We start from the raw sequence: 13,825 nt of genomic DNA, 5'->3' as shown, positions 1-13,825 counted from the left end.
TTTTCCCGCAGGAGTCTCGCACCTGTAACGAAGATCAACATCTGTTCGAATTGGTTTCTTGCTAAAAACAACAATCTTTACGAAAAGAGCCTTAAAAAACAATTTAATTTCATTTATCCCACATTAATGGTCAGTAAAACCCCCACTGATAGAAGTGCACTTTATTGAAATGTATTTATGAAAATATCTTAATTGCTAAATAATAGCATAGTTCATTTAAATCATCTTATAATAAAGTGAACCTTCCATCATTGGTTTTTGTTTTCAATGATGTATTGTTAAACTGGATCGTAAAGAATATTCAAATAGGATGTGTCTTACATGAATAAACAAATAGGATTTATTGGCTGTGGAAAAATGGGACAGGCGATGGTTTTAGGGATGATTACAGCGGGTGTTGTTCCAGCTGACTCAATAAAGGTAAGTACAAGCTCAGAAAATACGTTACGAATGGTTAGGGAAAAACTTCATGTTCAAGGATCGCTAAATAATCAAGAGATTGCCCAGTTTGCAGATATCTTATTTTTAGCAGTTGAACCATCAAGTTATGCGAAAGTGATCGAAGAAATTAAATATGATGTGAAAGAAGAGGCTATTATTATAATGATTGCAGCAGGCATTTCCATTCAAACGGTGGAGTCTGCTTTCGGTAAGGCAGTTAAATTAGTAAGGACGATGCCAAATACACCCTCATTAGTTAGAGAAGGAATGACGGTATTATCCATCAATGAATTAATCACTGAAAAAGATTTGGCGGATGTAGAAGAAATCTTGAATGCGTTCGGAAAAACAGAACTGCTGAAAGAAGAATTAATGGATGCAGTGCCTGCTATTAGTGGTTCTTCACCCGCCTACGTCTATATGTTTATTGAAGCATTAGCTGATGGCGGTGTCAGAGATGGTATTCCGAGAAAGCAAGCGTACAAATTAGCTGCCCAAGCTGTACTCGGAGCTGCGAAAATGGTGCTTGATACCGAAAAGCACCCTGGAAGTTTGAAGGATGATGTATGCACACCAGGAGGATCAACGATTCGAGCTGTAGCTGCATTGGAAGAAAGTAATTTCAGGGCATCGATCTTGAATGCTATGAAAGCATGCACTCGGAAAAGTAAAGGATTAGATGACGAATAAAGAATGGGAGAAAAGCCAGTTGCGATTGGCTTTTTTTTTTCGAGCAAACTATACGAAGTTTATTTCTATAACAGGAGTGTGAATATATTTAATTTTCCGTTAATATGAATTAAGATTAAGTTGGACAACGATTAATGAAGGGGAGAGACATTATGGTAGATTACGTGAAAGTACTGAAAAGTCTATTAGCAGAAGACCGGGTAACGATTAATCATACGGTATTAGAGCAGCACAGCCGGGATGAGTCCTATCATACTCCATATTTGCCAGATGTCGTCGCATTTCCAGAAAGTAAAGAGGAAGTGAGTGCATTATTAAAATTCGCAAATGAACAGGAAATTCCTGTCGTTGCTTTTGGACTCGGCACAAGTTTGGAAGGGAATACGATTCCTTCTAATGGTGGCATTTCACTGGATATGTCACTGATGAACCAGGTGATTGAAGTACGAGAAAAAGATTTTTTAGTCAAAGTTCAGCCGGGGGTTACGCGCACACAGCTCAACAAGGCTCTAAAGAAATATGGACTGTTCTTTTCGGTTGACCCAGGTGCAGATGCAACTCTTGGTGGGATGGCAGCGACAAATGCTAGTGGAACAACTGCGGTTAGATACGGGATCATGCGTGATCAAGTTCGTGACCTTGAAGTAGTATTAGCCAATGGGGAAATCATCCATACCGGAAGCTTGGCAACGAAATCTTCGTCAGGGCTACATTTAAATGGGCTGTTTGTCGGTTCAGAAGGGACTCTAGGTGTATTCACCGAATTGACTCTTAAAGTGTACGGCATTCCTGAAGAAATTGTCGCAGGTAGAGCCTCATTTCCTTCAGTAAAGCGAGCGCTTTCAGCTGTGAATGGAATTATGTCTGCTGGCATTCCAATTGCAAGAATTGAACTAGTTGATGCGCGTTCAATCACACAGGTGAATACCTATATGAACAAGTCTTATGAAGAAAAACCTACTCTATTCCTTGAATTTCATGGCAACGCAGCAGGCTTAGCTCAAGATGTAGAGTTTGCAAAGGACATTGTTCGTGATTTAGGTTGTGAGAATATTACGTTTGAAACTGATTCTATCGCTAGAAATGAATTATGGGAAGCGCGGCATAAGCTGGCATATGCTTTGATTCATAGTTCACCTGGAAAGAAGCTTATGTCTACTGACGTCAGTGTTCCACTACATGAATTATCGGAGGCGATTTTGAACACTCGCGAAAAAATTGACCGATCGAAAGTAGAAGGAGCCATTGCCGGTCATGTTGGGGATGGAAACTATCATGTGCTCTTTATGTTGGATTTGACAGATCCAATTGAAGTAGCCGAAGCGAAGCGGTTAAATGCAGAAATTGTTGACTATGCACTTAGTCGTGGTGGAACATGTACAGGTGAACATGGGGTCGGAATAGGCAAAAGGATTTACCAGCGTCGCGAACATGGAAATGCATATGATGTCATGTTAGCGATTAAGCAAGTTTTAGACCCGAAAGGGATACTAAATCCAGGAAAAATATTTATGGATTAAATAGAATAAACCATCTCGGCTTCTAAATAATGAGTGATCTTAAAGTCAGGATAACTTTTCGTGCGGTTGTTTCTCATCATATTCATAAATATAGGAGTATAGGATAAGGTAAAATAAATGCGTTTTAATGATAGGAGCGAGAAAGATTCATGCATGACGAATTTATGCAGCTTGATCACCGACCTTTTCCATTGCCTTCTTTACCTTGGTTATTGAGCCAAGTGTGGGAGGACTTATTATTTATCCATTATCCAATGGATCCGAATGTTTTAAGGAATTACGTACCACTTGAACTCGAACTTGATGTTTATCAAAATAGGGCATGGATCACGATTATTCCATTTAGGGTCACAAAAATGAAGGGAAGGGGAATACCATCCCTTCCATTGCTGAATGCCTATTTGGAGATAAATGTGAGAACATATGTAAAGTATAAAGATATCCCAGGTATCTATTTTTTTAGCCTAGATGCGAATCATCCCCTCTTTGTGATTGGACTAAAAACCGCGATAGGGCTTCCTTATAAAAATGCCAATATGGAATTTATGCAGATGAAAAATGCTTTCCAATTTAAGAGCTATAGGCTATCAGATAAAAACACCTCAGAAAAAATAAATCTAACTTATCAGCCGGGAAATGTGTTGTTTGAAACACTGCCAGGAACTTTAGATCACTGGTTGTTAGAGCGATATTGTATGTATTCGTTTAGGGGGAAATATCTCATTAGAGGAGATATTCATCATGATCAATGGAAGGTGTCAAATGCGACAGCAACCACTTCAATCAATACAATGATATCCTTTTTATCTGCTGATAACTGTCCGAATACTCCTAGTTTACTGCATTACTCAAAGCAAAGAAGAGTTTTCTGCTATCCACCGAAGAGGGTAGGAGAGAGATTGAAGTAAGTAAAAATCTAAAAAAATGGGAAATAGCATTGTAGTCGAGCGAACAAAAAAACAATCTTTGCTAAGTAGAATTCAATATAAACATCTAATGGTGTCGTTTATTGATTATTTACTATAAAAAGGCTATATTAAACCTCATTGTTGATTTTTGCACTCTGTTGATTAGAATGAATGCCTTACGTTCCAATCAACAGACAAGTTTAATAAAGCAAAAAAAGAAAGCTTCCACCCCAAAAAATGGGAAACTTCCTTTTTGTAATTTCTTGCATTTTCTTAAAGAAGATGATCAATGACTATTTTGAAGATGAGCTTCGAACATATCGATAATTTCAATAAACCTTTCTGCTTCCCTAAATACATGATCAGCTAGAAGAGGGTGGATATTACTTTTTATCCGGCATGCTTCGATTAAATCTCGCGCTGTTTTCTTGAAGTCCCTTAGTGAAACGACGGAAGCTCTGTTTTGGTCTAAAAATTGGTCTAGAAGGAGGTGTTTCAGATTCTGGTCTTATATGCTCCAAATCCATTGCTTGGTACATCAGTTGATCAAAATCATGACTAAAGTCTAATGACCTAGTTACAAATTCATTTGCCATTATCCCCCCCTTTTTTTTATCACAAGCTACTTTCATCTATATGTGATACTTCTGGTAGTCATACATTTTAGCAGGGGGTTCCAATATTTTGCTGGATAAATGAACAAGGGCACTTAATGAACAGTGACGGCTCCGCTCGAAACTTGTAGGTTCACCGGATATTTGCCAGAGCCATACGTTCCCGCAATTTTCTTATCTGATGTTATTTCGTTTTTTAATTGAAAGTTATTATGAATGACACCACTGCTAACTTTGCCATGAAGAGTAAAATCCGCGTCTTCAGGTAAATCTAATTTGACGGAACCTGAACTTACTGTAACGTCAGCTGGACCGGTTAATTCATCAAGTTGGATATTAAGAAGGCCAGACGAAACCTCAGCTTGCAGTTCACCACTATAATGTTTGACAACCAGTCTACCAGAGCTCACGTCAAAGTCTCCAGCATTTGATGTAACAGAGTTCACTTCAAAATTTCCAGATGAAACTACGGAAGTAAAGGTATCTACCGTAAGATTGGATAAATCTGCGTGTCCTGATCCGATGTTTATTGAAAGATCTTTAAGTTCCATTGGATGATTCTTTGAGTCACCAGCAAACTTTAAGCTGCCAGATGACACGGAAATGTCCATGCTTTTATTGTAATCTTCAGGAATATAAACCGTAAGTTTAGGGGAACTGAAAAATCCAATTTGCTCAAACCATTTACGCTTGTATTCTATTATTATTTTATTCCCTTTTTGTCTCACGTTGACAGTACCCTTGCCACTTAACTTAGCTTGTATATTTGACCTTTTTTCTGGGACGACTATCGCCTCTACACTTGAAATGTGAAAATCAAGTGTATCTATTTCTTTTGTTATTTTTGCCTGATTTGATTCCGCATGATTAAAAAGCGATGGAATTGTATTGGATATTGTAAATAATAGGCCAATCCCGATAACCACAAGAAAAATCATTAGATAATTTTTCACAATAAAACCTCCGTTAGCGATTTGTTTTCGATAAGTTTATTTTAGGGAAATACTGCTGTTTAAACAATGAGCGGAGGAATTATTTATTGCTAAGACTTGAGGCGTATTAATCAACTGAAACTTCCATCATTGTTTTTAACTGAAGGTTAAGTAGATTGGGATAAACGTAAAACTAAAGATGAACGTAATAATCAATCGATAAATATCAAATTTTTGAAAGAATGTTCAAAACAAAAGGGTCCGGACCCACATCTACTATAAATCGTTTAAGACGTGAACATGTCACGATTAACGGTGTATAGAGTGTGAAGCCAGACCCTTTGAGTAGACTCTTATCACTGTTTTTTTCATTTGTGAGTAGTTCTAAGAGGGTTTTGATGTTTTAGGTTGTTTATGCATTAATATTTTCGTTTTTTAATGCGGTTTCAACGTGTACGTACTTAAAGCCGAGGTCTTTGGCTACTGCCTCGAAGGTAATTTCGCCGTTTGCGACGTTTACTCCTTTTGCCAGAGCTTCGTTTTCAAGAATGGCTGTCACGGCTCCTTTATTGGCAATCTGCAGTGCGTACGGGATTGTTACATTTGTTAAGGCAATTGTTGAAGTAGTTGGGACAGCTCCAGGCATGTTTGCGACGGCATAATGGACTACTCCATGCTTCACATATGTCGGTTGATCGTGAGTGGTAATTTTGGTGACCGTTTCAAAAATTCCACCTTGGTCAACTGCAACATCAATGACAACAGAACCAGGAGACATCGCTTTTACCATTTCTTCTGTAACAAGCTTAGGTGCCTTTGCCCCAGGAATCAATACGGCACCAATGACTAAATCAGATTCAGATACAGCTTGTGCTATATTATATGGGTTAGAAATTAATGTGGAAATTTGATTACCAAAGATATCATCTAATTGACGAAGACGGTCAGGGCTGAGATCAATAATCGTGACATCTGCTCCTAAACCGACGGCTATTTTCGCCGCATTCGTACCGACAACTCCACCACCGATAATTGTTACTTTTCCACGTTTTACACCAGGAACACCACTTAATAAAATTCCTTTACCGCCATGAGGTTTTTCTAGAAATTGAGCGCCTATTTGTGCAGCCATTCTACCTGCAACTTCACTCATTGGCGTCAATAATGGAAGCGTGTTGTGCACGGAAACTGTTTCATAGGCAATTGCCAAAACACCACTATCTTTAAGCGCTTTAGTTAAATTATAGTCCGCAGCTAGGTGTAGATATGTGAAAAGAATTAAATCTTTTCGAAAATATTGATATTCTGACGCGATAGGTTCTTTTACTTTAAGAATCATTTCCGATGTGGACCAAACATCTTCGGCTGTTTCAGCAATAATAGCTCCAGCAGCTAGATAAGATTCATCTGAAAAGCTGCTTCCTACACCAGCATTTTTTTCAACATATACTTCATGACCAGCGTTACGTAAAGCGACAACACCGGCAGGAGTAATAGCAACACGATTTTCGTTGTTTTTTATTTCCATAGGGATTCCAATTCGCATAATTAAATCACTCCATTTCAAAAGAAAATTACTCTTTGTACACAAATTATAACTGCATCAGAAAAAATATGATATGTGAAATTAGAAAATTCTAAAATGAATATTTGTGGAATTTCACAAACACTCAATGAATCTGTTTTTGCTTTGCTTCTAATCGCAGCAAAATCCGGCGTTTCCGATAAAGCATATTACCAACTTCAGCTACGTCTGCAATCATGCTCCGATTGGTAAAAGCTCCAAAGACCATCCCGGCAATCGGAATCATTTGCAGGAGTTTCTTCCAACCAAATTGATCGCGATATGTATAGACGACTTCACGCCAACCTTGAAGCTGACTTACCATTTCCTTCCGACCAACTTGTTCATTGCTGTGAAATGAGGATAAATCATTTAATATCGCTTCTTTGCCAACGATATCTGCTGTCGCAAATTGCAAGCACTTAACAATAAAAACTCGTTCTTCTTTGTCTTTCGGATCAAAACCATATGCTAGTGAGATATCCTGTAAGGTTTTTAAAGACAAACTTAATAATAAAGGGACGTCAATGGTCAGCGTGAAAATCCCTCCAATTCCAGTAGATGCCCCTTGTACTGTTGCAAGCTTGCTATTGGTTTTTTTTATGTCTTCGCTTACAGAACTCATGACATGTAGCGAAACATTTGCGCACTCTTCCACAGATTTAATGGATTTTCCTGGGATATAACCTTCAATTCGCTTAAAGACGGACTGTTCTTTCGTTAAATACTGCCCGCCACTTTGAACGAAGCTTCCTAATTCATCCAGAAAGAGAGCGATCTTGTCTTGAATAAATGCCGGGGTTGCTTTATCAAGTAACTTAAAGGGTAAACGTCCAATTTTCTCCCAAAACCATAACCCTTTTTGCTCCTTTTCCCATTTGTTTATAATTTGCAGTTCTGATTCTAAATATTCTTTTGATTCATTGTTCAAGGATTATCCCATCCTTTTATTTTTTTCTTAAAAAGTCTTTATAATGCCTAATTTTTAATTCGAGAAAGATGGTCATTTTTTGCATAGGATCATTCAGACGAACATGTCCAATTTCTACAATTCGTTTCAAGCGATAGTTAAGTGTATTTACATGGATATGCAGCTGTTTTGCGGCATCATTTTGGCTGCAGTCTCTATCAAAATAAACTTCAAGCGTCCGCAATAACTCGGTCTGGTGTTTTGAATCATATTTTTCTAATTTAGTTATCGAGGGATGCACTTGTTGAACAGCTGATCTTTGTTGTAAAAAATAATCGAACTCTTTGTATAATCCCAGGTCTTCATAATAAATAATCGAGGTGGTATCCTCAGGAAATGCCATTTTAATTTTTAAGGTATAAAGGGCTTCTTGATAGCTATTAATCCCGTTGGAAAGATGAGAGTAGGAAAGGCCTGAGCTGCCTAGAATTCCTTCCACACCGAAGCGGCTTTTCATTTCCCTAATGAAGAAAGGAATAAATGAATGTACCGAAGTAGAAAGTTGTTCGACATCGTCTGTAACATTCAATAAAATGAGCTTGTTCTGATCAGTCATAAATAAGTACACTCTAATCTTTTGCGTGATAGTAAGCATATAATAAATATGTCGTTCAACTTTTTCATCAATGATTTCTGGAAATTCGAATACGATGATGGAAAAGAGGGTTGGTATCGGAAGCGAATACTTAGATAGGGCTTCTTTAATATCATTTTCTCCTTGGAAATGGCCGGTAAGAAGTCTCCATAAGAATTCCTTATTATTTGCATCTTTCTGTTGTTTCTTTAATTGATGCTGTAGCAGCTGATTTTTGGCTTCCTGGGCTGCTAATTGTAGAAATTGTAAATCTTCTCCTGTAAATGGCTGATTCACTTCAAGAACCCATATAAACCCTAGTACATCTTTGTTTTTCCGTATCGAAACAGCAGCTCGATTCCCGAGACCAACACCTTCAATAGAGCTGACTTTAATAGGAACATCCCCATCTAAAAGGGCAGGAATGACGCCCTCATTCCATAAGCGATTAATTACCTTTTCAGGCACTCTTCTGCCAAGTATTGTAGAAATTCTCGCTAAATCGGTCGTATCTTCATGCCTACTATAAGCTAGTAATCGATGGTTGCCGTCTTCGATGGTAACTGGTCCGCCCAGAACGGAACTGATTCGGTCAGCAAATTCCATCATATCACCAAATAACCCTTTGAAAATGTCTCGATTTTTCTCCCCACCATGCATATGATTAATTTCCCCTTAATAAAAAGTTATTTTTCATATATTTAATTTTAATCTACTTTTTGATATATAAGAAAGAATTAGTTTTATGAAAAGGGGGAAATGAAAAATTTGGGCAATAAAAAAACCCTTCCGCTTATTAGCACGGAAAGGAGCTTAAAAGTATTATAAAAATAAATGAAGGATGAAGTAAATCAAACCTGCAAGCGTTGCTGAAATCGGTAATGTGATAAACCAAGTAATAATCATGCTCTTGGCAGTACCCCATTTCACACCTTTAATCCGGTGAGCAGAACCGACACCAAGGATAGATGAAGAGATAACATGAGTTGTACTAACCGGTAAGTGAATAAGTGTTGCTCCGAAGATAATGGCAGCGCCAGTTAAATCGGCAGCAACTCCATTTACAGGACGGATTTTCATGATTTTTCCACCAACAGTTTTAATGATTTTCCAACCACCGACCGATGTACCAAGACCCATTGCCAGCGCACAAGAGAATTGTACCCAGAATGGAATGTCACTGGATGTTGTGTAGCCATTTGTTATTAAAGCAAGAGTGATAATTCCCATAGCTTTTTGAGCGTCATTTGTTCCATGTGAGTACGATTGAAGGGCTGCCGTAGCAATTTGAATCGTACGGAATTGCTTGTTAGTTTTTGTTAAATTATTATTTTTAAAGATCACTTTAATAATGGAATAAACGATAAATCCAACCGCAAATGCGAGAATTGGTGAAATGATTAGAGCTTGAAGGATCTTTAAAAATCCGCTCCATTTAATTTCTGTAAAACCAGCCGCCGCAATCGCTGCGCCTGCAATTGAACCAATCAAAGCATGAGAAGAACTGCTAGGAATTCCGTAATACCAAGTGATTAAATTCCAAGCAATGGCTGCAATAAGGGCAGCAAGAATGACAGTGGAACCATTCGGTATGGTAAACGGGTCAACGATGTCTTTTGTTATGGTTTTGGCAACGCCTGTGAATGTCATAGCACCAACGAAGTTCATTGTTGCAGCTAAGATAATCGCATGGCGTGGTTTAAGAGCTTTCGTTGAAACAGAAGTTGCAATGGCATTGGCTGTATCATGGAAACCATTGATAAAGTCAAATCCAAGTGCAAAGATGACGATTAATATCGTTAATAGAAATAAACTATCCATATGTGGAAGACTCCTTACGCGTTTTTCATGATAATAGTTTCAAGTGTATTGGCGACAGTCTGACAATGGTCAGCAATTTCTTCAAGGCTTTCATAAATTTCTTTATATTGGATAATACGAATTGGATCTTTTTCAACTGAAAACAGATTTTTAATGGATTGACGTTGAATTCCATCACAAACTGATTCCAAATCTTTAATTTTAATCGCGTGTTCACGAATATCTAATAATTTTTTTGTTGTTAAAAGGTCAACAGATTTTTCAATTTCATACGTACATTCTTTAATCGCTTCGACAAACTTCAACATATATTCATCCGCATGGATAATTGAATACATTTCAAACAAAGCAGCGCAGTGTTCAAGGCCATCTAACACATCGTCCATGCTCATTGTTAGTAATAGGATATCTTCACGCTCAATTGGCGTAATGAAGGCATTATTTAAGTCTGTAATAACGCCATGGACCATATCATCGCCTTTATGCTCATACTCTTTCATCATTTCTGAGAAAACCTTAAGATCGCTAACATTCTTCAATTTAAAATCATGAAAATAATCAGCGCTCTCTTTTAAATTTTGAGAAATATTAATAAGAGCATGTGCGAACTTGTCTTTCTTTGATTTGAAAACCATTTGAAAACCCCCATAAAAGCAGAATTGGTATAGATTTAACATTTAAAAGGCAATAGCCTATGTATAGTATTAGCGAACTTATTGTAACGAATTCTATTAGTTATAGGGAAGATATTTCGACGAAAATTTACAAAAACTTAACAAAACAAATACAGAAAATTTAAAATACATTATAATGTGTGCTTTCTACATCAATAAAGTTCAATTATAATATAAGGTTATGTATTTTTTGAGAAATGGATATAGACAAAACGGTTCTTTTCTTTTACCTGTATTAATGGACAGTAAACCTCCGATTAGTGAAATACAGTGAAACTTACCGAGAGTTACGCAAAGGTATAGATTGCGCCAACAGATTGTGGGGCACACAGAAGAAGACATGAGGACGCGTTGTACTTAATCTGTGAGTAATTGAACCTAAGCTCTAGAGTCGATTTACCTACGCTGTGCGGAGATAGTAACGACTATAGAACGGGAATAACAATCAGTATGGGTTGAAGAACTCCCTCTGCTACTGAATTTTAACTTTATCCAAACCATTTCTTTAGAAGAAGAAACCAGTTAATGGTATAATCTTTGTAATTATAGAGGAGGTTATTCGATGATCAAAAGTATAAGCGAAACTATCACATTACATAACGGTGTAGAAATTCCACAGCTCGGTTTTGGTGTTTTCAAGGTTGAAAATGGAAGTCAAACTGTTGAATCAGTAAAGAAAGCGTTAGAAGTAGGATACCGTTCCATCGATACTGCTGCTATTTATAAAAATGAAGAAGGTGTGGGGCAGGCAATTAAAGAAAGCGGAATTCCTCGTGAGGAACTTTTCATCACATCTAAAGTTTGGAATACGGATCAGGGGTACGAATCAACCTTAAAAGCATATGAAGCAAGCCTTGAACGACTTGGACTTGATTATTTGGATTTATACTTAATTCATTGGCCAGGGCAAGATAAATATATTGAAACTTGGAAAGCACTTGAAACTCTTTATAAGGAAGGCCGTGTACGTGCCATCGGGGTAAGTAACTTCCATGTTCATCATTTGGAGAACTTATTAGCAAATGCAGAAATTAAACCAGTTGTAAATCAGATTGAGCTACATCCACGTCTTTCACAGCCTGAAATTAGAGAGTTTTGTAAAAAGCATGACATTAAAGTTGAGGCATGGGGTCCGCTTGGTCAAGGACATCTTATTGATGAACCAACCATCAATCACTTAGCTAAAAAACATAATAAATCTGCCGCGCAAATCTTAATTAGATGGCATTTACAGCATGGTACGATAGCTATACCTAAATCAATTACTCCTTCTAGAATTGAAGCGAATGCTAAAAGTTTTGACTTCGAATTAAGCTTGGACGAGATGAACAAAATTGATGCATTAAATCTTAATGAACGTTATGGATCAAACCCTGACGAAGTGAAGTTTTAAATAAAGTGAAACTTTAATCAGTGGGGTTACACAGCCCGTTAATGCGGGATAAAAACCTGAAACAAGCAGATCGTTGCTTGTTTCAGGTTTTTTTATGTTTGAGGGTTTGACTTTAAAACTCGGTTCTAGCTCAAAGAGGGAAATTAGCTATACCCGCTTTGCTCAATAATAATCATTGAAATAATTACATTTTTTTATTCAAATTTTTTTGGTTTTAGAATGTGAAAAGGGGGAAAGTAACTATATAAGACGGCAAGTAATGATTCGGTATTAATTATCCGAGTGGGGTGAAGGGTGACTTTGCAGTTGATTAGTTTAGAACAAGGATATTATTCAATATTATAGGAATAGGTCACCCGAATTTGATTGGACCCTAAAAAGCTGCCGTTCAATAAAAGTAAGAGAAAACTTTAACTCTTAGCTTTTAGAATAAAAAAATTTAAGGAGGAATTAAATAATATGAGTTTTCTTTGGTCATTAATTATTGGTGGGATTATCGGTTGGTTAGCAGGAATGATTATTGGACGTGATGTGCCGTTTGGTATTATCGGAAATATTATCGCAGGTTTCGTGGGTGCTTGGTTAGGTTCATTAATTTTAGGTAATTGGGGACCTGTTGTCTCTAACTTCGCGATTATTCCATCATTGATAGGTGCTATCGTCTTCGTATTTATCTTAAGTCTAATCTTGCGTGGTACACGTCGCGCTTCATAGACCTATCACCATATAAAAAATGGATGCCAATTTGGCATCCTTTTTTTATATGGTAAAAATAGGCGGTTCATCTAAATAAGGTGCAGGTATACACAGTTTTTCTTCAGTAATAGGATGAATAAATTCAATTTTTCGGGCATGTAAAGCTTGTCGATGGTAAGTTTTCTTTCCCCCATACAATGTATCGCCTGCTAATGGGTGTTGAATATGACTAAAGTGAACCCGTATTTGATGGGTGCGCCCACTGTCTAATGTACAGCTTACCATTGTTACATTTTTTTTAGGAAAAAATTTTAGAACTTTATAATGAGTGATTGCTGTTTGTCCAGTTAGAGATGCTCTTCTTCTGGTTGCGTGGTGGCGGTCTCGGCCTATCTTTGCATCGATGCAACCTTGTTCACTATTCATTTTCCCTTCTACTAAAGCAACATAGGTCCTAGTTATTGTACGATCTTCTAACATTCGATCTAGAATTGCACCAACAAAGGGGTTTTTCGCAAACAGCACTGCACCTGTTGTATCTTTATCAAGGCGATGGATATGTTTGATAAACGGCTTTTGATTCGTTATTGCTACATGATATGCAACTCCATTGAGGAGTGTATTAGTTTGTTTGGGGTTTGTTGGATGGGTATCCATACCTGCCCGTTTATTAGCAACTAAGAGGTGATCATCTTCATACAAAATATCGATTTGGAGATCATTCGGCACCGGTAAATCAGTGAGAGGACATTCGAATACGGGAATGCCAAGCGAATCACCTTCTTGTAGAGGTTTAGTCCACTGAGCCGTTTCTCCGTTAATTGTTACCTTTTTACTCATTCGCCATTCATGTACCAGTTTTTTTGGTGCTTTCCAATAGTCTTTCATAAGTTTTTCTATTGTTAATTCATTCCATTTTTGAGGTGCAGTAATTACCAAATTATCTTGATTTCGCTTATTATTAAGCACTTTTTCCACCACTTTCGACATATTAATAAATAATTCGACATAATACTACATTTTCTGAC

General features: G+C 37.3%; 12 protein-coding genes and 1 pseudogene. 5 read left to right on the top strand and 8 right to left on the bottom strand.

Annotated features, from left to right (window positions below):
• Nucleotides 1–321 precede the first annotated feature (321 nt).
• The 3 genes from proC to HNP81_RS03250 all read left to right on the top strand — a co-directional run bounded on the left by proC (nucleotide 322) and on the right by HNP81_RS03250 (nucleotide 3,559).
• Entirely contained in the window at nucleotides 322–1,131 is an 810-nt protein-coding gene (proC, locus tag HNP81_RS03260; protein WP_028393330.1) for a pyrroline-5-carboxylate reductase, read from the top strand.
• Nucleotides 1,132–1,283: 152 nt separating this feature from the next.
• Entirely contained in the window at nucleotides 1,284–2,651 is a 1,368-nt protein-coding gene (locus HNP81_RS03255; protein ID WP_182501531.1) for an FAD-binding oxidoreductase, read from the top strand.
• A gap of 149 nt (nucleotides 2,652–2,800) precedes the next feature.
• Nucleotides 2,801–3,559, top strand: coding sequence for a YqjF family protein (locus HNP81_RS03250; RefSeq protein WP_182501530.1), 759 nt, complete (start codon nucleotides 2,801–2,803; stop codon nucleotides 3,557–3,559).
• A gap of 286 nt (nucleotides 3,560–3,845) precedes the next feature.
• Here HNP81_RS03250 and HNP81_RS03245 read toward each other — a convergent pair.
• From HNP81_RS03245 to HNP81_RS03215, 7 genes and pseudogenes are all read right to left on the bottom strand, one after another.
• Nucleotides 3,846–4,122: pseudogene (locus tag HNP81_RS03245) on the bottom strand (DUF2935 domain-containing protein); the annotation flags it as partial.
• 146 nt (nucleotides 4,123–4,268) lie between these two features.
• Nucleotides 4,269–5,126 carry a LiaG family protein gene (gene liaG / locus HNP81_RS03240; protein WP_182501529.1) on the bottom strand — a complete coding sequence of 286 codons (858 nt, stop codon included), beginning with the start codon at nucleotides 5,124–5,126 and terminating at the stop codon, nucleotides 4,269–4,271.
• A 391-nt stretch (nucleotides 5,127–5,517) separates the two neighbouring features.
• Nucleotides 5,518–6,651: an alanine dehydrogenase gene (gene ald, locus HNP81_RS03235; protein WP_028393326.1), complete on the bottom strand. Its 1,134-nt coding sequence runs from the start codon at nucleotides 6,649–6,651 to the stop codon at nucleotides 5,518–5,520.
• Nucleotides 6,652–6,775: 124 nt separating this feature from the next.
• On the bottom strand, nucleotides 6,776–7,600 hold the full coding sequence (locus HNP81_RS03230; RefSeq protein WP_028393325.1) for an EcsC family protein: 825 nt from the start codon (nucleotides 7,598–7,600) through the stop codon (nucleotides 6,776–6,778).
• 16 nt (nucleotides 7,601–7,616) lie between these two features.
• The gene (locus tag HNP81_RS03225) at nucleotides 7,617–8,873 is read right to left on the bottom strand and encodes a PucR family transcriptional regulator (protein WP_182501528.1); all 1,257 of its coding nucleotides are present in this window, start codon (nucleotides 8,871–8,873) and stop codon (nucleotides 7,617–7,619) included.
• Between the two features lie 162 nt (nucleotides 8,874–9,035).
• The gene (locus HNP81_RS03220) at nucleotides 9,036–10,034 is read right to left on the bottom strand and encodes an inorganic phosphate transporter (RefSeq protein WP_182501527.1); all 999 of its coding nucleotides are present in this window, start codon (nucleotides 10,032–10,034) and stop codon (nucleotides 9,036–9,038) included.
• A 14-nt stretch (nucleotides 10,035–10,048) separates the two neighbouring features.
• Nucleotides 10,049–10,669: a DUF47 domain-containing protein gene (locus HNP81_RS03215; RefSeq protein ID WP_028393322.1), complete on the bottom strand. Its 621-nt coding sequence runs from the start codon at nucleotides 10,667–10,669 to the stop codon at nucleotides 10,049–10,051.
• A 601-nt stretch (nucleotides 10,670–11,270) separates the two neighbouring features.
• Here HNP81_RS03215 and HNP81_RS03210 point away from each other — a divergent pair.
• Nucleotides 11,271–12,101, top strand: coding sequence for an aldo/keto reductase (locus HNP81_RS03210; RefSeq protein WP_182501526.1), 831 nt, complete (start codon nucleotides 11,271–11,273; stop codon nucleotides 12,099–12,101).
• Between the two features lie 459 nt (nucleotides 12,102–12,560).
• Nucleotides 12,561–12,815, top strand: coding sequence for a GlsB/YeaQ/YmgE family stress response membrane protein (locus HNP81_RS03205; RefSeq protein WP_028393320.1), 255 nt, complete (start codon nucleotides 12,561–12,563; stop codon nucleotides 12,813–12,815).
• A 45-nt stretch (nucleotides 12,816–12,860) separates the two neighbouring features.
• On the opposite strand, the gene HNP81_RS03200 is transcribed toward HNP81_RS03205, so the two are convergent.
• Nucleotides 12,861–13,766, bottom strand: a complete 906-nt coding sequence (locus HNP81_RS03200) for an RluA family pseudouridine synthase (RefSeq protein ID WP_312859640.1) — start codon at nucleotides 13,764–13,766, stop codon at nucleotides 12,861–12,863.
• Between the last annotated feature and the right edge of the window lie 59 nt (nucleotides 13,767–13,825).

It is taken from the genome of Peribacillus huizhouensis (assembly GCF_014138605.1).
GTDB lineage: Bacteria > Bacillota > Bacilli > Bacillales > DSM-1321 > Peribacillus > Peribacillus huizhouensis.
This window is presented reverse-complemented; position numbering and strand designations above follow the sequence as displayed.